Raw genomic sequence first — 24,196 nt, 5'->3', positions numbered from 1 at the left:
CAAAGAGCTGTATTTGGTGTTTTCGCCAGGGAATTGTGTTAAATGGGTATGTAGATCAAACAGAGGTATCGTTTTTAATTTTTAGCAAAATAAAGAGTAGAATGAAAACAAGAATTGGAATTTTAGGATTGGGTGGAGTAGGCGGTTATTTTGGAGGACTTTTAGCCAAAGCGTATTTCGAGTCGGATACTATTGAGATTGTGTTTATTGCTCGTGGTGAAACACTTAAGGTTATTGCAGAATCGGGGTTGAAAATTCTTAGCGATGAAGGAGAAATGACGGTATTTCCACATATCGTGTCGGATGATCCGAACGTAATTGGGAAATTGGATTACTTAATTTGTGCTACAAAAACCTATGATATTGAAGAAAGTCTTGACGCTATAAAGAAATGCATCATTACAAACACTGTTTTCTTGCCTTTGTATAATGGTGTGGATGCGCCCGAGCGCATCAGTACTATTTTTCCTGATAACGAAGTTTTACAAGGTTGTGTGTATATTGTTTCGATGATTGAATCCCCGGGCGTTATTCGAAAACTGGGTGCTTATGAAAAACTATTTTTTGGTTCAGAAACAGCTTCTATTTCTAGAATGAAAGCATTGCAAACTATTTTAAAAAACGCAGCCATTCAAAGTGAATTAGTGGATAATATCGAGGATACGGTTTGGGAGAAATTTGTGTTTATTTCCTCTTTGGCTTCGGCAACATCCTATTTGAATCAGAATATTGGACAGATTTTAGAGAGTGGATCTAGTAGAAATTTATATGTTAGTTTGTTGAATGAAATTACGATGATAGCGGCGGTAAAAGGATTGAATTTGCCCAATGACATAGTGATGCAAACGATCTTGAAACTAGAAAAATCTCCCCATAATGCGACTTCATCCATGCATCGCGACTTATTAGCTGGACGCCAAATGGAGTTAGCCTCTTTAACTGAATTTGTAGTGAATGAAGGTTTGAAGTATGAAGTAGATACGCCTGTTTATAGTAAGATTGCTAGTGCTTTAGTATCGTGAAATGATTTTAGGATTCGTCTTTTGTGGTACGAACCAAACTGATTCCTGAAATAAAAAAGATAATCCCAAGTACACCATAAATAATTAATTGCTTAATGTCTCTTGTTCCTCCTGATGTATCAGCAAATATAACAGCCGTGTAAACAAGGCCTACTATTCCAAGGATGGTCAATAATCCTCCAAAAAATCTTTTAAGGTTCATAATTTCTAGTTTTAAAGATAGAGACTAAAGGTATCTATGTTGTTTGTTTTTAGTGTTATACAATTGGATGTATAGTTTGTAAGATTCACAGTATTAACTCAAAAGCAAAATATCTTGTTAATAGTCAGGAAATTTCAACAGGAGGCAAGTATTCTTTTGGAGAGGTAAAAGAGTGGGGGTAGTCTTTTAGTTTTGGAATTGGGTATAATTTCGCTCTATCAGCTGAAAATTCAGATTCATGATGCTTTACATTAGATTTTCAGAATGGTGGTCTAGGAGAAGTGTTAAGTGAGTTAAATGGTAATGGCAGTAAAGTGGTTACAAAATGGACATTAGGTGTAGGGTTAAATTATTGCTTTAATTTAAAAAGAAGGAAAGCTTAAAGGATATAAAACGAAAAATCCCTTGAAAATTTTCAAGGGATTTTTTATAATTTGAAAAAGAAAATTATCCTTCGTCTTCTTCTGTAGCTTTATCTAATTTCATAGGAAGTTCTTCATCGTCATCTGTTGAATTCAATTCGAAGAAACTAAAAAATGAACCGCCATAATTTTTCTGGAAAGAGAAATTACTTAGGTGTTCCATTTTAGTGTATTTGGAATGTTCAATGATCATCATGCCATCTTCGTTAAGTAGTTCTCTTTCAAAAACCAATAAAGCTACTTTCTCAAAAGAGGCTTGATCTAATCCGTATGGTGGATCGGCGAAAATAATATCGTATGATGTCTTACAGTTTTCTAAAAACTTAAAAACATCACTTTTAGTGGCCGCAATTTCAAAATCATATTCTGAGGCTACTTGTTTGGTGAATTTGACACAGCCAAAATCACCATCTACAGAGGTGATTGGCGCACTTCCACGTGAAGCGAATTCAAAGCTGATATTACCTGTTCCCGAAAACAAATCCAAAACCTTTAAGCCTTCAAAACTAAAATGATTATTCAAAACATTAAATAATGCTTCTTTACTCATGTCAGTGGTAGGTCTTACAGGAAGGTTTTTGGGTGGAAAAATTCGACGTCCTTTGTATTTTCCTGAAATAATTCTCATGATTGAAATAAGATATAATGTTTTTGATTTTGTGCAGTTGAAAAGCTGTTTTTTTGTTGTAAAGTACTTACATCCAAAAAAGAAATATTACGAATGAATTTATATGCAATGGCATAAAAAGTATCGTTTTGATCTATAGTACCTAATAATTCAAGAGGGAAACTCTCTGGATTCATATTCAATTGTTCTGCTGTGAAAAGCAAATAATAAATAAAATCCTCTGGTGTTTGGTATTCAAATGAGTTGAATAATAGTAATTTTTGGTTTTGTACGACGATGATTTCAAAATGGCCTGAATGGAAATTCACGATCATTTTTTTTTCATCGTGGTTTTTAGAAGCATCTAAAAGTTTTTCGACCAAAATACTGTGGGCATGTTTGTAATCAAAAGTACCAAATTGATCAATGAAAAAATTATTCATATTCACATAGGGGATATAAACAGCATTCATTTCATAGTTTGAAATTTGATCGTACGCAAAAAAGTCAGTTTCAAAAACTTTAGTATTGTACTGTAAGTAACTACCTAAGAAGTTTTCATCAAATAAGGCAGTAGGAACAAAAGTCGAAAGATTATTGTTGTGAATCACTAAAATTTCGTCGTAGCTATCGTTTAATTCGGGATTGTTTTTAAAGGCATCTCCAAACAACTCTTCAATTTTACTTGTTTTATGGGAAGTGTCAAAATGAACTTCTTTCAAGGAAGTGATGGTGTTATTTAAAGTATCAAAACAACAAAAGGACAATCCAGTCAAGGAAACCTCAATAGAGAGCTTTTTATAGTTTTTTGAAATGATATTAGTATTTTGCAATGACATATTGATTTACAATTCGTTACCTGTTTGACAAGAAAGAATTTAAGGCGACCACAAACTTACAAATTAAAAAGGAACAATTATAATTGCAATTTCAAAAAACAATTTTAGATACCCTTTAAAACAAGGTTAAGAAATAGTTTTTTTTGGAGATTCTTTTTACCTGTGTGCGTTTTGAGAATAGGTTTGGCTGTAAAAGACCAAAGGGGGGCTTAGTGTTTTCTTTGCTGCGTTGTGAAAGTATTGTGATGGAAAGTCATTTTTGAAATTGACATTGCCATTTAAAAAACCGTTCTTTGTAACTCAATTTTACCCCTATGAATTCAGCACTGTTTTACGGCGTTTTACAAAAAAGATTTCCTTTCGCACCCACCTACAAACAGGATATATTCTTTCAGAAAATAGCTATTTTTTTGACTGAAGAAAATAATGATACCATTTTTGTACTCAAAGGATACGCGGGTACAGGAAAAACAACTGTCATTTCGACCATCGTACATAATTTGGCAGAGATTAATAAAAAATATGTTTTGCTGGCTCCTACAGGACGTGCTGCAAAGGTTATTGCTAATTATTCTAGTACGCCTGCATTTACGATTCATAAGAAAATATACTTTCCTAAAAAATCTGCAGGTGGAGGCGTTGCCTTTACCAAGCAGGTCAATAAACATAAAAATACCATTTTTATCGTCGATGAAGCTTCGATGATTTCGGATAGTAATTCGGATTCAAAATTGTATGAAAATGGATCTCTTTTGGATGATCTCATTGCATACGTGTATTCTGGAGTCAATTGCAAAATGATCTTGCTAGGAGATACGGCTCAATTACCGCCCGTAAATTTAGATGTGAGTCCAGCCTTAGATACGCATACTCTGGCTGTGCATTATGATAAGGAAATAGAGCATATCGAGCTTGATGAAGTGATGCGTCAGGAAGAGAGTTCTGGGATTTTGTTTAATGCTACAGAATTACGTGAATTACTTAAAGATACTTTTATCACCGAGTTTCGATTTGATGTAAAAAGGTTTAAGGACATCGTTCGTTTGACCGATGGTTATGATATTCAGGATGCAATTAATACAGCTTACAGTAATTATAGTATAGAAGATACGGCTTTTATTGTGCGTTCCAACAAAAGAGCAAATCAATACAATGAGCAAATCCGAACTAAGATTCTGTTTAAAGAAAGCGAGCTTTCAGTTGGCGATTTCTTAATGGTAGTGAAGAATAATTACTTCTGGTTAAAAGAAACCGATGAGGCTGGTTTTATTGCCAATGGCGATATTATTGAAGTTTTGGAACTCTTTGATATCAAAGAATTATATGGATTCAATTTTGCTAAGGTGAAAATTAGAATGGTGGATTATCCTGATCAAAAACCTTTTGAAACTGTATTGTTACTCGATACGATAAAAAGCGAGTCGCCCTCATTGACTTACGAAGAATCGAATCGTTTGTATGAAGAAGTGATGAAAGACTATGAGAATGAGACGACAAAATACAAGAAATTCCAGAAAGTAAAAGCCAACGAATATTTTAATGGGTTACAGGTGAAATTCTCTTACGCCATAACCTGTCATAAATCGCAAGGAGGGCAGTGGAATACGGTTTTCATAGAGCAACCTTATTTGCCAAATGGAATTGATAGGGATTATATTAGATGGTTGTATACCGCTATGACACGTGCAAAAAATAAATTATATTTGATAGGATTTAAAGACGAAAGTTTCGAGGAGTAAAACAAAATGGTACGAACAGGAGCTGTTTAGTCTAAAAAAGCGAAATTCGTAACTAAAATACAGTTCAATGACGACACTAAACGACTTACATTCGATTTCTTCTACGTTTTCGAATACTGATAAAATGCCTGTTTTGTTTTTAGGACACGGCAGTCCTATGAACGCTATTGAAGAAAATCAATTTGTGAGAGGGTTTCGCGATTTGGCTAAGACCTTGCCCCAGCCTAATGCCATTCTGTGTATTTCGGCTCATTGGTTTACCAATGGGACTAAGGTAACTTCAATGCAAATGCCAAGAACTATTCATGATTTTGGTGGTTTTCCTCAAGCTTTATTTGATGTTCAGTATCCAGCCAAAGGGAGCCCAGAATTGGCTCTAGAAACCAAGAAGATTTTGGCACCAATTGCAGTTGATTTAGACGAGCATTGGGGGTTAGATCATGGTGCATGGAGTGTGATCAAACATTTGTATCCAGAGGCGAATGTTCCAGTGATTCAACTAAGTATTGATTATACAAAGTCTGGTCAATACCATTTTGAGTTGGCTCAGCAACTACAATCCTTGCGTCGTAAAGGTGTTTTAATTATTGGAAGTGGGAATATTGTACATAATCTGCGTTTGGTTGACTTTCACAATTTTGATAAAGATGATTACGGTTATGATTGGGCAATGGAAGCCCGAGAGTCTATTAATAATTATTTGGTGGACGGTAACTTTCAGCCCTTGATTGATTTTGAAAAAATGAATAAAGCCATCCAACTGGCGATACCAACACCTGAGCATTATTTGCCTTTGCTATATACCTTGGGTTTAAAAGAAAAATCAGAAGAACTTACTTTATTTAATGATAAATTATTGGCTGGTTCTCTAAGTATGACTTCGGTTAAGATTTTGTAAGCTATTTGGTTTTTTCTAGGTGGTAAGCATGTAAATTCCCATGAGCACTGCCTAAATAAAGGATGTTCTTGAGTAAGCTTGGACTGCTGTGTATCGCTCCAGCGGTCTTAAATTTCCATTTTAAAATTCCCGATTTCTCGTCGATGGCGTATAGGTGACCATCTGCACTACCTATATAGACAAAGCCATTTTTGGCAAGTGGAGAGGAAAATATCTTGCCCTGTGTTTTGTATTTCCATTTCAAATAGTCAAGAGGTTGGTGTTCTTTTCCTTCAAAAATACGCTCCGAAAAAATTGCTTATTGGAACCTCCTTTTTTTTGACTTAGGACCGAATAGTTACCAACTAAACTCATTAGAACTACAATGAGGGTCAAGAAATTTTTCATAATCATTTTTATTATAACTGTAATCTTTTCTAACAAGTTGATAGTTAGCTGTGAGAAGTTTCGGTTGGATTATTTTTTTAAACTTAGATAGGAATGGTTACATTTGTTTCAGGTTTAAAAAAAAAATAGAATGAAAGTAATAGCTGTAATTCCAGCACGATATGCCTCGACGCGTTTTCCTGCTAAATTAATGCAAGATCTAGGGGGGAAAACAGTAATTCTTAGAACTTATGAAGCTACCGTTGCGACGCAATTGTTTGATGATGTATTTGTGGTAACGGACTCAGATTTGATTTTTAATGAGATTGTTTCCCAAGGAGGAAAAGCCATTATGAGCATCAAAGAGCACGAATCTGGGAGTGATCGAATTGCGGAGGCAATAGGTGATTTAGAAGTGGATATAGTGGTGAATGTGCAAGGTGATGAGCCTTTTACTGAAGCTGGACCTTTGGAACAGGTTTTGTCTGTTTTTAAAAATGACCAAGAAGGGAAAATTGATTTGGCTTCCTTGATGCGGGAGATTACCGAGCTAGAGGAAATCAATAGCCCTAATAACGTAAAAGTAGTGGTGGATCAATCGCAGTTTGCGTTATATTTTTCTCGTTCAGTGATTCCTTATCCTAGAGATAAAGAGGTGGGGGTTCGCTACTTTCAGCATATTGGGATTTATGCCTTTAGAAAACAGGCTTTGTTGGATTTTTATAGTTTGCCAATGAAATCCTTAGAAGCTTCTGAGAAATTGGAACAATTACGTTATTTAGAGTTCGGAAAGCGCATTAAAATGGTAGAAACTACTCATGTGGGTATTGGGATTGATACTGCAGAGGATTTAGATAAAGCCAGGGCTATTTTGGCGGCCAAATAAGAGTGATAGCCAACAAATGGAGTATAGGGTGTAAAAACGTAATTAATTAGTGTAAAACCTGATGATAAACCCTGGAAAAGAATAAAAGAGTTCGCTGTTTGTTCGATAGGACTTCTTGTCCGATGAAAAAAAAGATAATAAACCGAGCTGTTTAGATAGCATATAAAAGTAAAAGAGCTCCATTTGGAGCTCTTTTTATAGGTAGATTACTTTAAATCCTTAATATAAATCAGGGAATTTAGAAGGATTAACTTCATGCATCATACTGTATACTTTCTCAAAAATGTCTTCGGCAGAAGGTTTTGAGAAATAGTCACCATCGGTACCATAAGCAGGTCTGTGTGCTTTTGCTGCCAAGGTTTGTGGTTTACTGTCTAAATGAATATAAGCATCTTGTTCTTCAATAATTTGCTGTAAGATAAAGGCTGAGGCTCCGCCAGGTACATCTTCGTCGATTACTAAAAGACGGTTTGTTTTGGCAATACTTTTGACAATATCGTGGTTGATATCAAATGGAAGTAGGGATTGTACATCGATTACTTCGCAATCAATACCTAGTTCTAGTAATTCTGTAGCGGCTTGTTCTACTAATCGCAGTGTTGATCCGTAAGAAACTAAAGTAATATCAGCACCTTCTTTTAACGTTTCCACTACTCCGATTGGTGTTTTGAATTCACCGAAGTTCAAAGGTGTTTTTTCTTTTAAACGGTAACCATTTAAACATTCAATTACTAGAGCAGGTTCGTCGCATTCTAAAAGAGCGTTATAGAAACCAGCAGCCTGGGTCATGTTTCTTGGTACCAAGACATGAATTCCACGTATAGCATTGATGATCATTCCCATTGGGGAACCAGAGTGCCAAATGCCTTCTAAACGGTGTCCACGAGTCCTGATAATTAGCGGTGCTTTTTGCTTCCCAACGGTTCTGTATTGTAAGGTTGCTAAATCATCGCTCATGATTTGAATAGCGTATAATAAATAGTCTAAATATTGTATTTCAGCAATCGGACGTAAACCTCTTAAAGCCATTCCAATTCCTTGACCAATAATGGTTGCTTCTCGAATACCCACATCGGCAACACGAAGTTCTCCGTATTTTTCCTGCATGCCTTCTAAACCTTGGTTTACATCTCCGATGTTTCCTACGTCTTCACCAAAAATCAAGGTTTCTGGATATTTAGCGAACAAAGCATCAAAGTTATCGCGAAGAATCATTCGGCCATCCAAATCGGCCTTAGCATCCTCTGCGTACTGAGGAAGTACCTTTTGTACGGAAAACACATTTAAATCTGATTCAGAATGTAAATTGCTACTGAACCTTGGTTGTGTGATCGAAATATAATTGGTAATCCAATTCGTTAAGACTAGTTTGCTATTCGGTACTTCGATAAAACGCAATATCTTTCTTGCAATGACAAGCATCTCCTTTTTTAAAGGCGATTTAATAGCGCTTAATTCCGCAATATAATTTTGAATTTTTTCTTTATGATTAATACTAGCTTCACCTATTTGTTCCAATAAAGCCAAAAGATTTTTTTGATCTTCTATTATTGGGTTAATAAAAGCGTTCCATGCCTCTTTTTTGGCCTCTAGTACTTCTTTTTTTAATTCAGTATCAATCTCAGCTAATTCTTCAGGAGAAGCGATATTGATAGCAATCATCCATAAACGCATCTGACGAACACAGTCAAAATCTTTTTCCCAAGCTAGTCTTTCTGCATTTTTGTAACGTTCATGTGACCCAGAAGTAGAATGTCCTTGTGGTTGAGTTAATTCGTTTACATGAATTAAAACAGGAATATGTTCAGTTCGGGCAAGTGCACCTGCTTTTTCGTAAGTCGAAATCAGCTCGGCATAATCCCAACCTTTAACTCTGAAAATCTCATAACCTTTAGCATCCTCATCTCTTTGGTATCCTTTTAGGATTTCAGAAATATTTTCTTTGGTAGTTTGATGCTTGGCATGAACGGAAATTCCGTATTCATCATCCCAAACACTCATTACCATCGGAACTTGTAAAACTCCGGCAGCATTTATAGTTTCAAAAAATAAGCCTTCAGAAGTACTGGCGTTTCCGATAGTTCCCCAAGCAACTTCGTTTCCATTTACAGAAAATTTGTCTTTGATTTTGATTCCATCAACATTTCTGTAAATTTTTGACGCTTGAGCAAGTCCCAATAATCTTGGCATTTGTCCTGCTGTAGGTGATATATCTGCGCTTGAATTTTTTTGTTTTGTTAAGTCTTTCCAAGAACCATCATCATTTAAGCTGTGTGTTACAAAGTGTCCTCCCATTTGTCTTCCAGCAGACATTGGGTCATAGTCTAAATCAGTATGACCATATAAACCTGCAAAAAATTGTTTTGGAGTCAATTCGCCAATGGCCATCATAAAGGTTTGGTCGCGATAGTATCCAGAACGGAAATCTCCGTTTTTAAAAGCCTTGGCCATAGCCAGCTGTGGGACTTCTTTTCCATCGCCAAATATTCCAAATTTGGCTTTTCCTGTCAATACTTCTTTACGTCCTAAAAGACTGCATTCACGGCTAGTTACAGCAACTCGGTAGTCTTTTAATACCTCAGTTTTAAAATCTTCGAAAGTTAATGTAGTATTGTTTTTTTCTTTAATCATAATCTGGAATGGGTCATGTTAGGTGGCAAAATTACTTAAAAAGTATCAATAATCATAATTCATTAAAATAAATATAATTTAATTATATATAATTAAATTGCTAAAATCAGGTATGTTTTTTATTGAATGTTTAGTGATTTGATCTGTTTAGAGGTAAATATTTATATTTTTGTTTAAAATTCATTCGTTTAAAACCATTTTCTGGTAAAAAGATTAACTAATGTTTTTGGTGATAATGTGACTATAAATCGTACTTTTTCGTTGTATTTGTTTTGAGTAATCTCCCAACCATTATTGGAATAGACAGGAAAATAGAGTTCAAAATAGTCTGGAACCAAATTTAATCGGATTCCACTATCATAGACAAACTTTGTGTTTTGTGCTCTGCTTTTCATAAAACCGATATCTCCATAAAGCTCAATCCAATTCCAAATGGAATAGCTGGCATTTAAAGTAGTCATCCATTGATTGGCATAACCGGATCCTATTTTGGATTTAAAACCCCCTTCGGCGATCACATATTGCTGAGAGAAAATCCCTGTACTTTCTGATCGTCCATAAAAATTATGCTCAAACATATAATCGGTTGGACGGTCTAAACCAAAACTAAAATAATCGGAATTGGTTCTATTGTATAAAAAACTTGCTGCGTAAGCCCTTATGTTTAACTTATGGTTGTTTTCAAATAATCTTCTGTATTCTATTTCTCCGCCAAGTTTTCCAAAATCACCAGCAAATTGGATGTCGCCCATAAAGCTCAAATGGTTGATCAGCTCTGTTTTTGTATTGACATAACGTGCATTGAATACGGAATAATTAGGACTCGAATTATCGGTGATGTATTGGCTTTCTTGACGATTGACCAATACTTGTCGAAACATGATTAATTGCTTTCGGTTGTCCCTAAGGTTTTGCTCTCGAATGCGAAACTGAATCATTGGGTTCAATTTTAGATAAGTTGCGTCAGGGGCATAGTGGAAATAGTTTTGGCTAAGGGAATAGCGAATATTATATAAGGTGCTGTTTCGATAAAATTGATTCCATGAAAATGCAGACGAACCCGATAGTGTTCCTGCTTTTAAAGAGTAGGCCGGATTGATGTCAAATATAAAAGGTTTGTCTAAAATGGTTTTATTGTGAAGACGAATACCAGGGGTGAATCCATCGTACAAATTATAGCCAAGGATAGGTACGTAGAGGATCTGATTGTAATAGGGATCTTCCAAATCTTTTACAAAATTGAATTTAATCGGACGATTGGTAATGGCCCAACTTCTCAAGGATTTCCAATTGTTTCTTAGGTTGTATTCTGGGACTTCATTCTGGTAATTCAAAACTATTTTGTCTGCATTTTGTCTGTCCAACGCATAAACAGAATCAGGGTTTTTAGGCTCTATCCATTCTTTAAAAATAACCTCATTTTTCTGGAGACCGAAAATTGGAATAGGAGCATAGGCACCCTTTTTATTGTTTATGGTAAAATGGATACTGTCTTTGGTTCGGGTAACATCCGAGAATTTATAGTTAATGATATCGCGAGAATCAATAATAGTTTTGAAAAACCAATCAATTTTTTTGGGACTATTTTTAGTTAGTATTTTTTCAAAACCATAACGATTCGTTTGCTGACTTTTGTTGAGCTTGTAAAATTCCTGTACACTTTGCGGGACCACATTGTGGTTTAAATAATTATCTAAATAACTTAAACTTAATCCAGCACGATATTTACTAGCAATTTGTTCGTTGAATTTGATTAACGTGTTTTTTGGGTCGCCTAGAGGTTGATCTAGGTTCTTTCTAGCCATTAACATATAATAATAGCTGTATTGCTCATTAAAACTTAGGTTGGCGATATTGTAACTTTTAAGAAGTTTCATGTTCGATAGACTTCCAAGCATTTTTTGGTCCGCATGATTCTCCTCTATGTATTTCATCATAGCGTAAATCTGGATTCCGTCATAAACCCAGTTATCTCTCCTGGAATCCACACGTAGACTGGTTTTTAAATAGTTATTTAAATACGTTTTTAAGAACGTAATTTCGAAGATAAATTCATCTGAAAAGGGACTGATAAACGAAGGCAATTGATTGAGTCCATAAAAGGGATTACGATCATAATCCGTTTGCGAAACAGTAATTTTTTGATGTGGATATTCTCCAATAAATCTATTGGCAAAATTCAATACTCTACTGATGATAATTCCTTTCTGGCTGTCACTTATTTTTTTGTTTTTCAAATTGGTGAGCACTTCTGTAGAACCGTTTTTAAAGCTTGTAAAGCTGTTTTGTTTTTCGATGAACAAATTAAAATCCGTTCTATTGGTTCCCGAAAAATTATAGGTCGTAAAACTAGTATTGCTAAGGTCTTTTGAAGTTGAACTTAAATCTGTTGTAATGTTGTAATGGTTAGGAATTTTAATCGCCAGTTTATAATCCGTTGCGGCATTAGCGATATCGTCTAAATTGTAATTGTTGTACTTTATAAAACGGTGGTTTTCAAAACGAGCAGGGCTTAAAAACCAATTTTTTAAATTCATGCCTCCATTTTGATCAAAGCCGTAATGGGTGAATTTATTACTAGGGATTTTAGCTATGTACGTAAGGTGTAAGTCTATCTTTTGGTTAGGAGCTAACTTTTGGTTGAGTTTGATGATAATGAAGTCTGGATTCTTACGGGTTCGTTCCCATTCTAGAGCGGCATTATCGGAATCGGTTAAATTCAAAATAGTGGTATTTCCTCTTTCTTGGCTGTTGGCTACGTGAAAGCCACGATAAAATTCATCTGAAAAACGTTTGGCTAGTGGTGTGTCTTTGTCAGAGAAGGCATTGTTCCAATCATTTAAAACAATGGATATCAAAGAATCATTTGAGGTATTATAAAATGTAATGTCCTGTTTTATGTTTAATGTTTTTAGTTCAAGATTGACCGCGACCTCCATCGTTGATTGATGTTGTGCGTACTGTTTTAATGTACTCATTAAAACGAAAACAAACAGAATGATTTTATATGATGATTTCAATAGGGCTTCAAATTTAGGAGATAACTGATAGTTACGAGCATAAAGTTATTTTGGTTTTGTTGTAAAAATAGCATAAAAAAAGCTGTTTTAAAAACAGCTTTTAATTTTTACGATTCTTACAATTATGTAATCCCTAAAGGTATAGTTGCCAGTTAGAAATTTGGACTCAAATCGTATTTTTTGTAGAATTTATCCAATACGTCAAGTACTTCATCCTCAGTGTCTACTATTTTAAATAGGTTTAAATCTTCTGGACTCACCGTATGCATTTTATCGACCAATACCGTTTTTACCCAATCAATTAATCCGGACCAAAATTCAACACCAACTAATATAATTGGGAATTTTCCAATTTTTTTGGTTTGAATTAAAGTAATGGCCTCAAACATTTCGTCTAAAGTTCCGAAACCTCCAGGCATCACCACAAAACCTTGAGAATATTTTACGAACATTACTTTTCTAACGAAAAAGTAATCAAAATTCAGATTTTTATCATGATCAATATACGGGTTGAAATGTTGTTCGAAAGGGAGTTCAATGTTCAGTCCAACGGAGGTTCCTCCACCTAGATGGGCTCCTTTGTTACCGGCTTCCATAATTCCTGGCCCACCACCTGTAATAACACCATAACCAGCTTTACTGATTTTATAGGCAATTTTTTCAGCTAACAAGTAATACTTGTCGTCTGGTTTGGTTCTAGCAGAACCAAAAATAGATACGCAGGGTCCAATACGTCCCATGTTTTCGTATCCGTTTACAAATTCAGCCATGATTTTAAAAATCGCCCAGCTGTCATTTGTTCTTATTTCATTCCACGTTTTTTGTTTCAAACGATCTTGGATTACTTTGTCCTCATCGTTGTCAAAATCTTCTAATCTCATGTTGTTGTATTATAAATTTATATTTTATTTCCTTTAATAGTGCCCTGATCCAAACGCAGAAAACAAGTTATTTAGCTTAGTGTTCTCTAGCGAGCTGATATCGTTTTTGGGCTAGGGCAGTAGTTGTGAGTAGCACTTTTAGCGGATCAAAAGAAGAATACGTTATTAATATTTTTGTTCTTCAATTGATTTGGTAATCTCACTTTTAACTTTTCCAGTATGTGCTGTAGTTTTGGATTCAATGAGCATTATTAAACATTCTTCCGCTGATGAAACCCTGTGATTTATTCCTTTTTTCACAACGTATAGATCTCCTTTTTTCATAGTGAAGGGCTGTTTGTTTTCAATTTCCATTAAGAGTTCACCTTCGACTATATAAAATAATTCGTCCTCATTTTCGTGATTATGCCATGGTAAGTCCTGACCTTTTATTTTTGCTACCTTGACATATTGATCGTTTACTTCATCAATTATTCTAGGTGAAAAATAGTGGTCAATGTTACTGAATTTTTCTTTTAGATTCATAGGTTTTATCTTAGTCTCTGTCCAAATCAAAAAAAAGGGCACACTAAATTAAGGCTTTTTTTGAGAACTGTTACATAAAAGATAAATTATTACTGTAAAGTAAAGACCGGCGAAAGGTTTGTGGTTTGTTATCAGTCTTTTAACGTAAATGGGGATAGAAGAAGCCGTTTCTATGTGCCGTTTAGAGGAATCAACTACATAGCTAGATATGTTTTAAGGGTACGCTAATTTAAGGTAGTTTCAATAAAACATGAGGTCGCACAAATTCCTATTACTGCTTTTAAGTAGATATAAAACTTGTGCAAGCCCGTGTGATTAGGCTAATTCTTTTTTCAAGAATTTAGCAGTATAGCTTTTTTTACTTTTAGCCACTTCTTCTGGTGTTCCTTTAGCGATCAATTGTCCGCCACCTTTTCCTCCTTCAGGACCAATGTCAATAATATAATCGGCCAGTTTAATCACGTCCATATTATGTTCGATCACTAGAATGGTGTTGCCTTTGTCCACTAACTTATTAATGACATCCATCAGTACTCTAATATCTTCAAAATGCAATCCTGTGGTTGGCTCATCAAGAATATAAAAGGTATTTCCAGTGTCTTTTTTAGATAACTCTCCGGCTAGTTTAATACGTTGTGCTTCACCCCCTGAGAGAGTGGTACTTTGCTGACCAAGGGTGATGTATCCTAAACCAACATCTTGAATGGTTTTTACTTTTCGGTAGATTTTCGGAATGTTTTCAAAAAACGGAACCGCTTCATCAACAGTCATATTCAAGACATCAGAGATTGATTTCCCTTTATAGCGAATCTCTAAGGTCTCTCTATTGAAACGTTTGCCTTGGCAAGTCTCGCATTCTACATAAACATCAGGTAAAAAGTTCATTTCGATGGTTCTAACACCAGAACCTTCACATGTTTCGCAACGTCCGCCTTTTACATTAAAACTAAAACGTCCTGCTTTATAACCACGGATCATACTTTCAGAGGTCATGGTGAAGAGATTTCTAATTTCTGTAAAAACTTCTGTGTAAGTTGCTGGATTGGAACGTGGTGTTCTTCCAATTGGACTTTGGTCAATGTCAATGACTTTGTCAATATGTTCTAGCCCTTCAATTTTTTTATAAGGTTGAGGTTTTTTTACGCCATTGAAATAGTAAGCGTTTAAAATAGGGTAGAGTGTCTCGTTGATCAAAGTCGATTTTCCACTACCTGAAACCCCAGTAACACAAATCAATTGCCCTAAAGGCAATTCAATCGAAACATTTTTAAGATTGTTTCCTGTTGCTCCAGAGAGTTTTAATGTTTTTCCATTTCCTTTGCGCCTTTCTTTAGGGATCTCCAATTTCATGGTCCCATTGAGATATTGAGCCGTTATGGTGTTGGAAGCTAAAGTTTCCTGTGGTGTTCCAATACTGATGATTTCGCCACCGTATTTTCCTGCCTTTGGACCAATATCAATTACGTAATCGGCGCGTTCGATCATATCTTTGTCGTGTTCCACTACAATAACCGAATTCCCTATATCGCGTAACTGCTCTAAGGAATGAATTAATTTTTCATTGTCTCTCTGATGTAAACCAATACTTGGTTCGTCTAGTATGTATAAAACACCCACTAACTGTGAGCCAATTTGCGTAGCCAAACGAATACGTTGTGCTTCTCCCCCTGAAAGTGATTTAGAACTTCGACTCAGTGCCAAATAATCAAGCCCTACATTCATTAAAAAGTTCAAACGGTCTTTGATTTCTTTAACGACTTCAGAAGCAATTAGTAATTGTTTTTCCGATAAATGGTTTTGTAGATCCAAAAACCAAGCCGTCAAATCGGATATGTCCATATCACACAATTGGGTGATGTTTTGCGTATTAATTTTGAAGAATAGGGCTTCTTTTTTCAAACGAGAACCTTCACAAACAGGACAGTTTATTTCGTCCATAAAGTCTTTTGCCCAACGTTTTATGGTTGTAGAAGAAGTTTCGTCGTATTGATTTTTGATGAAATGAGATATGCCTTCAAAATCTATTTTGTAATCGCGTGTAACGCCTAAATCTTTTGAATTTACGGTAAACTTATCCTTCCCACCATGTAAAATCATGGTCATAGCCTCTTCTGGTATTTTCTCAATCGGATCCGTTATCTTGAAATCGAATTTTTCTCCAATAACTTCCAATTGCTTAAAAATCCAAGTTGATTTGTATTCCCCAAGCGGAGCAAAGCCACCGGCTTTAATGGATAATTTTGGGTTAGGAATGATTTTTTTGGTGTTGATTTCATGAACTGTTCCTAAACCATTACAATGTGAACAAGCTCCTTTAGGGGAGTTGAAAGAGAATAAATTAGGTTCTGGGTTTTGATAGGATATTCCCGTTGAAGGACACATTAAGTTTCTGCTGAAATAGCGGACTTCGTTGCTGTCCTGATCTAAAATCATTAAAACATTTTCACCATGATGCATCGCGGTATTAATACTTTCCGCTAAGCGTTTTTGATTGTCAGGGGTGTTTTCAATCACCATTCGATCCACTACAATTTCGATGTCATGGGTTTTGTAACGATCCAGTTTCATTCCTGAAACTAAATCCTGAACTTCACCATTTACACGAACTTTTAAGAAACCTTGTTTGGTAATTTGCTGGAATAATTCACCATAGTGACCTTTTCTAGCTTTAATAACGGGTGCTAGAATATTGATTCTTTTGCCGCTAAAATCTTGAATGATTAAATCTTTGATTTGCTCATCAGAATAGGAAACCATTTTCTCTCCTGTGTTGTAACTGTAAGCATCAGCAGCACGAGCGTATAACAGTCGTAAAAAATCATAGATTTCAGTAATAGTTCCCACGGTAGAACGAGGACTTTTACTGGTGGTTTTTTGTTCAATGGCAATTACTGGTGAAAGTCCATCGATTTTATCGACATCAGGGCGTTCTAAGCCTCCCAAGAATTGTCTGGCATAGGCCGAAAAAGTTTCTACATAGCGACGCTGCCCTTCGGCATAAATAGTATCAAAGGCCAAAGATGATTTTCCCGAACCTGATAAACCAGTAATAACCACTAGTTTTTCACGCGGAATTGAAATATCGATATTTTTTAGATTATGAACCCTTGCACCAAGAACTTCAATAGTATTGTCTTTTTCTAACATAAATTTGAGCAAAAAGCAAAGTTACCATTTTGATTTATTCTTTTGGTACTAGAGTGCAGAAGTTTATGTTAAAAAGAAGCCTATGTTTTTAATTTGAAATGAGGTTTATTCAATAGTCATCGAGCGCAATTTAGTTCGATACGCTTCAAGTGCTATAGATTTGGAAATGAAGCCATAGTACTTTTCATTTCGTACTACAGGTAAAAACGCAGTTTTTGTCTTCTCGAATTTACTCATCACCACTTCCATGCTATCGAAAGAAGAAATAGTAGCCATAGGTTCTTTCATCACATCTTTAATTAAGGTGTACTTGACGCGATAAGAATTGAAGATGATTTCCCGAATGTCATTGAAATGGACGATACCTACAAGTTCTTTTTCATTAGTTACCACGGCGAAAACTACTTGATTGGAATGGGAGATTAGATCCACTAATTTGTTTAAGTTCTCCTCAGGATGAACCGTTAAATAATCTGTTTGAATAATGGAGTCAATATCTAAAGTTGAAAGTATATTAGAGTCTTTGTTACTGGTGAAAGCATGTCCTTTTTTAGCTAAACCTTTTACATCAAGAGAATATTTTTCGAAACGTTTTGAGATGGCAAAACTAATAGAAGAAACGATCATAAGAGGGATCATCAAACTATATCCACCTGTGATTTCAGCAATTAAGAAAATAGCAGTTAGTGGCGCATGAAATAGACCGCTCAAAATTCCGGCCATTCCGACCATAGTGAAATTGGTAATGGGCAATTTGGATAAACCAATTAAGGTGATGAATTTGGAGAAAAAGTAACCCAAATAAGAACCTAGAAATAAAGAGGGCGCAAAGTTACCTCCATTACCTCCCGATCCAAGTGTGAGTCCAGAGGCAAATACTTTCATCATCATAGTACAGCCAACAAAAAGAAGTAAAACCCACTGATTGTCTCTGAAGTCGGCAAATAAGGTATTGTCTAGTAATTTTCCAGGATCTGTTTCCGACAAGGTTCTAATACTTTCATAACCCTCACCAAAAAGAGTAGGGAAAATGAAAATAAGTAAGGCTAATAAAGAAGAACCCAATAAGGCTTTGCGATAAGGATTCCATTTTAGTTTAGAAAAATAATGTTCTACTTTTTGGAAGTTACGCGCATAATAGACGGCCATAAAACCTGTTAGTATTCCTAAGAGGATATAAAAAGGTATATTGTGATGATTGAACGCTTCTTGTTTTTTGAACGATAGTAAAATAGTCTCGTCTAATACTACGGCAGACACTAGCGCACCAGTAGCGGCAGAAATCATAATTGGCGTAAAGGCAGAAATACTAACGTCGACTAATAATACTTCAATGGCAAAAAGAACTCCGGCAATTGGAGCGTTAAAGGCTGCTGAGATTCCAGCTGCGACCCCGCAACCAATGAGTAGAGTTCGGTCTTTATAGGGTAATCGATAATTTTGAGCAAAGTTAGATCCGAAAGCTGCACCGGTAATCACAATAGGGCTTTCTAAACCAGCCGACCCACCCAAACCTACGGTAAGGGAACTGGTAATGATTTGAGCATACATTTGCTTTTTGGGAATGATACTCGCTTTTTTGGCCACCGCATAAAGGATCTGAGAGGTTCCTTTTTCAATTGTACCGTTTAGGACTCTTTTAATGACAAAAACAGTGAGTAGAATACCAATAATGGGTAAGATACTGTTGATAAAACTCAGTTTTAAAATGCCGTTGATATAGGTAGCGAAAGAAAATACACTGTGCGCAAAGGTTTTTAAAACAATTACCGCAAGTGAACAAGAAATACCGATTAAAACGCTTGATAAAAAAATAAACTGCTTTGGAGTCATTAAGGATTGCGCCAAAGCAATAATGCTTTCTAGTTTTCTAAAATATTTTTTTAGCATGCTGTTTTGTAAAGTTTATGGGTGGTGCAAAATTAGTTTATAATGTTTGAATTTACTTAAAAATCCGGCACTAAATTAAAAGCCCGCTGCAGCATCATCTCCACGAAAGTCAGCTCCCGCTTCAAGACTCTTATTGGGTAAGACTAAAATACAATCCAATTTACCAATTACAGGAGTTGGTTTTTCGTTAATTAAGTATCCTTTTGTCTTTAGTTTGTTGATGATGTTTATATCAAAAGCATTGGGTTCAAAAGTGATCAAATCCGGTAACCATTGATGGTGGAAACGCGGTGCATTTACCGCTTCTTGCATGCTTTGATTGTACTGGTAAACATTTAGAATAGCTTGAAGAACAGTGGTAATAATGGTCGAACCACCAGGGGAACCCACCACCATAAAAAGCTTTCCATTTTTCTCTACTATGGTTGGGGTCATAGAGCTTAACATGCGTTTTTGAGGGGCAATGCTATTGGCTTCATTGCCGACTAATCCAAACATATTGGGAGAACCTGGTTTGACACTAAAGTCATCCATTTCGTTGTTTAAAAAGAAGCCCAATTCATCACAGTAATATTTCGAACCATATCCGTCATTTAAGGTAGTGGTTGCTGCAACGGCATTTCCAAATTTATCTACAATGGAATAATGTGTAGTTTCCGTACTTTCAGCATAGTTTACTTCTCCCTGTTTGATCTCAGAAGACAAACTGGCTTTTTCAGGATTAAAGCTCGACATGCGTTGTTTTAAATAGTCGTCGGCTAGTAAGGACTTGGTAGGGATTTTTACAAAATCGGGGTCTCCTAAAAAGTAACTTCTATCGGCATAAGCTCTTCTTTCTGCTTCAACGATGACTTGAATGGCCTGGGCTGAATTATGGCCCATTTTAGCGATGTCATAAGGAGCGATCATTTTCATGATTTGTGCCAAACAAATACCACCACTACTTGGAGGTGACATCGAAGTGATTTTTAATTCTTTATAAGAGAACTGAAGTGGTTCTCTCCATTTGGCTTCGTAGAGCGCTAAATCTTCAAGGGTGATAATACTGCCGTTTTTTTGAAGATACTCTACTAAAGTTTTAGCGGTTTGACCTTTATAAAATTCATTTCGACCCTTTTTTGATATTCGCTTAAGTGTGTTGGCTAATGCTGGATATTTAATGGTGTCGTTTTCTTTAAAACTACCCGCTAAAAGCGTAGTGGGGCCATTTACTTTTACCAGAACATCATGATATTCTTCCAGTCTTTGTTGTTGTTTTTTGGTGACAATAACACCTCTTTCTGCCAAGGCAATAACGGGTTTTAAGATTTCAGACATGGGGAGCGTACCTAATTTTTTATGGACAGCGAAAACCCCGGCAATAGTCCCAGGAACTCCTATGGCTAAAGCGGTTTGGGTGCTTTTTCCTTTGATGACATTTCCATCTTGATCTAAAAACATATCTTTTGAGGCTGCCAAAGGGGCTTTTTCGCGATAATCCAATGAGCCCACTTCACCATTTGCTTTTCTGTAGACCATAAAACCACCACCTCCAATATTGCCAGCATAGGGATAAGCTACTGCCAAAGCCAATTCTGTTCCTACCATAGCATCAAAGGCATTGCCGCCTTTTTTCATGATTTCAACTCCGACTTTTGAAGCCTCTTCACGCGCTGAGACGACCATCGCTTTTGTAGTGACTAAACCGGTTGGTCGTATAGAGGGTTGCTGCGCAGCGCAGCTAATGTATAGTAGGCCAATTAAGAATGTGATTTTTTTCATGTCCAAAGTATGTTTTTATCAAATCGGACTTTTTTCTTTCAGCTTGGTCCTTATGATGGTTTTTATAGCGAACGTAACTTTTGATCTGCATGTGATTTAATGTCTTCAAAAAAGAGGGTAAACTCTTGTTCGAATTCGGAGTAAAATTCCTTTAATTCTTCACTTGCGAATTGCATTTTGGACAGGTTTTTACTCCTGCGATCCATTTGCGTTAAAATGTTGTGTATTCCTTCGATCGTTTGATAACTTGATAACCAATTTTGTTTGATCATATGAGGCATTAAACCTTGCGTTTTTTCCGATAGAATTGGATAGTTTTCCTCTAAGGACTTATAGAATCGATTGATGAAGTGCTCTAAATTCTCCTCAGAATATTTGGACCAGTTTTTGGCTAAAAAGTGATCGTAAATTATATCGACTATGACACCAGCATAATGATGGTACTTTTCATGCAAGCGTTTGGTGCTTTGTCTAAAAACGAGATGAGAATCGGTATAGGTGTCAATAGAACGGTGCAAAATGATTCCTTTCTGTACTTCTTGAGGGTAATGTTCAAACTGTTTTCCTCGAATGCCATCGGCCATAAAATTGCCGATTTTAATTAAATCGTTGTCTCCAGAGAGATAGATGTGTGCTAGGAAATTCATTTTGTTTTGAGTTACTAAGGTTCTACAATGGTGAGAAGCTAAGTTTGTTATTGTAAATGTATAAAAACTTTTCCAAATCATTTCAGGCAATTGAGGGTTGGGACTAAAGTTATTAATAAACGATAAATTTAAAATCTTAATGACTTAACACCTTAGGAACTCAGCAACTTTTTTATATTTGTAAAACTATAATCATAATACATAAAGATGACTTTAATAAAATCGATTTCAGGAATAAGAGGAACCATAGGGGGGAAAGTAGGAGATAATTTAACTCCAGTTGATGCAGTTAAGTTTGCATCGGCTTACGGAACCTTTTTAAAAAATAATACTTCAAAAGAGAAATTAACCGTAGTGATTGGTCGTGATGCCAGAATTTCTGGACCGATGATTCATAATTTAGTGGTCAATACGCTAGTAGGTTTGGGAATCAATGTAATTGATCTTGGACTTTCTACAACGCCTACTGTTGAAGTAGCTGTTCCTTTGGAAAAAGCGGATGGAGGTATTATTTTGACGGCTTCTCATAATCCAAAACAATGGAATGCCTTGAAATTGTTGAATGAAAAAGGAGAATTTTTAAGTGGAGCTGAAGGTGCTAAAATCTTGGAAATTGCAGATGCTGAAGCTTTTGATTTTTCAGATGTAGACAATTTAGGAGAAATTACCATCAATGATGCTTATATGGATATTCATATCGATGAGGTATTAAACTTGCCTTTGGTAGATGTTGAAGCGGTAAAAGCGGCCAAATTTAAAGTGGTTGTCGATGGAGTGAATTCTTCAGGGGGAATCATTATTCCTAGATTATTAGAATTAATGGGAGTGGAAGTAGTAAAATTATACTGCGAACCAAACGGACATTTTCCACATAACCCAGAGCCTTTAAAAGAACATCTAACGGATATTTCAGAATTGGTTGTGAAAGAAAAGGCGCATTTAGGAGTAGTAGTAGATCCGGATGTAGATCGTTTGGCTTTTATCTGTGAAGATGGAGAAATGTTTGGAGAGGAATATACTTTAGTAGCTTGCGCTGATTATGTGTTGAGTAAAACACCTGGGAATACCGTTTCTAATATGTCTTCTTCTCGTGCTTTGCGTGATGTAACTCTTGCGCATAAGGGAACTTATGAAGCTAGTGCGGTAGGTGAAGTGAATGTAGTGGAATTAATGAAAAAGAATAATGCGATCATTGGTGGAGAAGGTAATGGGGGAATTATTTATCCAGAATCACACTACGGAAGAGATAGCTTAGTTGGAGTGGCTTTGTTCTTAACGCATTTGGCTAATAAGAAAATGTCAGTTTCGGCCTTGCGTGCTTCTTACCCAGAATATTATATGAGCAAAAATAAAATCGAATTAACACCGCAAATTGATGTGGATGCGATTTTAGTAGCCATGACTGAAAAATACAAAAACGAAGATATTACCACTATAGATGGTGTGAAAATTGATTTTGCTACAGAATGGGTGCATTTGAGAAAATCAAATACAGAGCCTATTATTAGAATTTATACGGAAGCTCCGTCTCAAGGGCAAGCGGATGTTTTAGCACTAAGAATTATTGATGAAATCAAAGCAATCGCTGGCATCTAGATTGTAATTTCTTTGAGTAGAAAAAAGACAAGCCTCTCTTTCATTATGTGAAAGTGAGGCTTTTTCATTTAACAAATTAAGAGCAGTTGTTTTTTGATTTGTTTCTTGTAAAAGAAAAAGTCCAAAACGGAAGTTACGTTTTGGACTTTTTTTTTTGACTTATTGAACTCGGTGTTTCCACCTTTTATGTGTCCATAAATAATACTCTGGAGCAGCATATATTTGCTTTTCGACTTCTTTTAAATAGATTTCCGTAATTCTAAAATTGTCGTACTCCTTAGGATTATCGGCAATAGGAATAATAGTAGCCTCATAATAACCTCTTCCAGTTTTGGTTACTTTCATAAAAATAACACTTAAGTCGTATTTTTTAGCCAACATTTCGGCACCAGTATGGACGGGAACTTCAATTCCCATGAATTTCATCGAATGAAAAATTCGGTCTAATTTAGGAGATTGGTCACTTGCTAATCCATAAAGACTCAGAATTCCATCACGCTGATTCTGCGCCATAGTTGGAATTGCTTTTTTAGTTTCTACTAATTCAGCATCATACTTGGAGCGTATTTTGCGCACTAATTTATCAAAATAAGGATTGGCAATTTTTTTATAAACACCAATTCCTCTAAACCCCATGCGTTTGTTGAGTGTTAAAAGCCATTCCCAACTAGCATAATGAGAAGCTACTAGAATGACACTTTTGCCTTTTTGTTCGTATTCCCTAATGAGTTCAATATTGGTAATGGTAAATCTTTTTTCCATTTCCTCTGGTGTAATGCTCATGGTCTTGATCATCTCCAAAAACATATCGCACATATGTTGATAGAATTTTTTCTCTATTTCTTTTCGTTCTGCATCATTTAAATGGGGAAGTGTAAGCGCTAAGTTGTTGCGAACTACTTTTCTGCGGTAACCGACGATATAGTATATAATGAAATAGACAAAATCCGAGAACCAATAAAATATGCGGAACGGAAGTATGGAGATAAGCCAAAGTAGAGGGTAGGCTAGTATATAAACGAGAAACTGCATGTATTTAATTTTTTACAAATATAAAGCAAAAAATCATTAGGCTATATATTTTGGCTACTTACTCACTTGTCTGGGAGAATGACTA

The 24,196-nt window shown here is 35.7% G+C and carries 18 protein-coding genes; 5 read left to right on the top strand and 13 right to left on the bottom strand.

The genetic code is table 11. From position 1 onward, the window contains the following. The first annotated feature begins 101 nt into the window (after positions 1-101). On the top strand, positions 102-1,022 hold the full coding sequence (locus AC51AA_RS06670; RefSeq protein WP_500704997.1) for a ketopantoate reductase family protein: 921 nt from the start codon (positions 102-104) through the stop codon (positions 1,020-1,022). A gap of 7 nt (positions 1,023-1,029) precedes the next feature. On the opposite strand, the gene AC51AA_RS06665 is transcribed toward AC51AA_RS06670, so the two are convergent. The 3 genes from AC51AA_RS06665 to AC51AA_RS06655 form a co-directional block, all read right to left on the bottom strand. Beyond that, positions 1,030-1,224 (bottom strand): hypothetical protein, encoded by a 195-nt coding sequence (locus tag AC51AA_RS06665; protein WP_500704995.1) that lies wholly within the window; start codon positions 1,222-1,224, stop codon positions 1,030-1,032. Between the two features lie 447 nt (positions 1,225-1,671). Then, positions 1,672-2,274: an RsmD family RNA methyltransferase gene (locus AC51AA_RS06660; protein WP_500704994.1), complete on the bottom strand. Its 603-nt coding sequence runs from the start codon at positions 2,272-2,274 to the stop codon at positions 1,672-1,674. Next, positions 2,271-3,092, bottom strand: a complete 822-nt coding sequence (locus AC51AA_RS06655; protein ID WP_500704992.1) for a DUF3822 family protein — start codon at positions 3,090-3,092, stop codon at positions 2,271-2,273. Before AC51AA_RS06655 ends, AC51AA_RS06660 begins: the two co-directional genes overlap by 4 nt. A 314-nt stretch (positions 3,093-3,406) precedes the next feature. On the opposite strand from AC51AA_RS06655, the gene AC51AA_RS06650 reads away from it, so the two are divergent. After that, positions 3,407-4,831: an ATP-dependent DNA helicase gene (locus tag AC51AA_RS06650; RefSeq protein ID WP_500704990.1), complete on the top strand. Its 1,425-nt coding sequence runs from the start codon at positions 3,407-3,409 to the stop codon at positions 4,829-4,831. Between the two features lie 67 nt (positions 4,832-4,898). Next, entirely contained in the window at positions 4,899-5,729 is an 831-nt protein-coding gene (gene ygiD / locus AC51AA_RS06645; RefSeq protein WP_500704988.1) for a 4,5-DOPA-extradiol-dioxygenase, read from the top strand. A 1-nt stretch (position 5,730) separates the two neighbouring features. Here ygiD and AC51AA_RS06640 read toward each other — a convergent pair whose 3' ends face one another. Next, on the bottom strand, positions 5,731-5,973 hold the full coding sequence (locus AC51AA_RS06640) for an outer membrane protein assembly factor BamB family protein (RefSeq protein ID WP_500704987.1): 243 nt from the start codon (positions 5,971-5,973) through the stop codon (positions 5,731-5,733). A 273-nt stretch (positions 5,974-6,246) separates the two neighbouring features. On the opposite strand from AC51AA_RS06640, the gene kdsB reads away from it, so the two are divergent. After that, positions 6,247-6,981: a 3-deoxy-manno-octulosonate cytidylyltransferase gene (gene kdsB / locus AC51AA_RS06635; protein WP_500704984.1), complete on the top strand. Its 735-nt coding sequence runs from the start codon at positions 6,247-6,249 to the stop codon at positions 6,979-6,981. A gap of 219 nt (positions 6,982-7,200) precedes the next feature. Here kdsB and AC51AA_RS06630 read toward each other — a convergent pair whose 3' ends face one another. The 8 genes from AC51AA_RS06630 to AC51AA_RS06595 form a co-directional block, all read right to left on the bottom strand. Next, entirely contained in the window at positions 7,201-9,612 is a 2,412-nt protein-coding gene (locus AC51AA_RS06630) for an alpha-ketoacid dehydrogenase subunit alpha/beta (protein WP_500704982.1), read from the bottom strand. 188 nt (positions 9,613-9,800) lie between these two features. Beyond that, positions 9,801-12,551 (bottom strand): gluzincin family metallopeptidase, encoded by a 2,751-nt coding sequence (locus AC51AA_RS06625; protein WP_500705619.1) that lies wholly within the window; start codon positions 12,549-12,551, stop codon positions 9,801-9,803. Between the two features lie 233 nt (positions 12,552-12,784). Continuing rightward, positions 12,785-13,513 (bottom strand): LOG family protein, encoded by a 729-nt coding sequence (locus tag AC51AA_RS06620; protein WP_500704979.1) that lies wholly within the window; start codon positions 13,511-13,513, stop codon positions 12,785-12,787. Between the two features lie 165 nt (positions 13,514-13,678). Next, positions 13,679-14,038, bottom strand: coding sequence for a cupin domain-containing protein (locus AC51AA_RS06615; protein WP_500704977.1), 360 nt, complete (start codon positions 14,036-14,038; stop codon positions 13,679-13,681). 315 nt (positions 14,039-14,353) lie between these two features. Next, positions 14,354-17,185, bottom strand: a complete 2,832-nt coding sequence (uvrA, locus tag AC51AA_RS06610; protein ID WP_500704975.1) for an excinuclease ABC subunit UvrA — start codon at positions 17,183-17,185, stop codon at positions 14,354-14,356. Between the two features lie 105 nt (positions 17,186-17,290). Then, positions 17,291-19,075: a chloride channel protein gene (locus tag AC51AA_RS06605; RefSeq protein WP_500704972.1), complete on the bottom strand. Its 1,785-nt coding sequence runs from the start codon at positions 19,073-19,075 to the stop codon at positions 17,291-17,293. A 75-nt stretch (positions 19,076-19,150) separates the two neighbouring features. Beyond that, positions 19,151-20,836: a gamma-glutamyltransferase gene (ggt, locus tag AC51AA_RS06600; protein WP_500704970.1), complete on the bottom strand. Its 1,686-nt coding sequence runs from the start codon at positions 20,834-20,836 to the stop codon at positions 19,151-19,153. 62 nt (positions 20,837-20,898) lie between these two features. After that, the gene (locus tag AC51AA_RS06595) at positions 20,899-21,483 is read right to left on the bottom strand and encodes an acyl carrier protein phosphodiesterase (RefSeq protein ID WP_500704968.1); all 585 of its coding nucleotides are present in this window, start codon (positions 21,481-21,483) and stop codon (positions 20,899-20,901) included. 207 nt (positions 21,484-21,690) lie between these two features. Between AC51AA_RS06595 and glmM the strand changes: the two genes are divergently transcribed. Beyond that, entirely contained in the window at positions 21,691-23,079 is a 1,389-nt protein-coding gene (glmM, locus tag AC51AA_RS06590) for a phosphoglucosamine mutase (protein ID WP_500704966.1), read from the top strand. 159 nt (positions 23,080-23,238) lie between these two features. Here glmM and AC51AA_RS06585 read toward each other — a convergent pair whose 3' ends face one another. Further along, positions 23,239-24,111, bottom strand: coding sequence for a lysophospholipid acyltransferase family protein (locus AC51AA_RS06585; RefSeq protein WP_500704964.1), 873 nt, complete (start codon positions 24,109-24,111; stop codon positions 23,239-23,241). Positions 24,112-24,196 lie beyond the last annotated feature (85 nt).

It is taken from the genome of Flavobacterium sp. OHVDL-2026-0007 (genome assembly GCF_059882335.1).
Note: the sequence above shows the minus strand (reverse complement) of the source record. Positions and strands in the feature narration are given on the sequence as shown.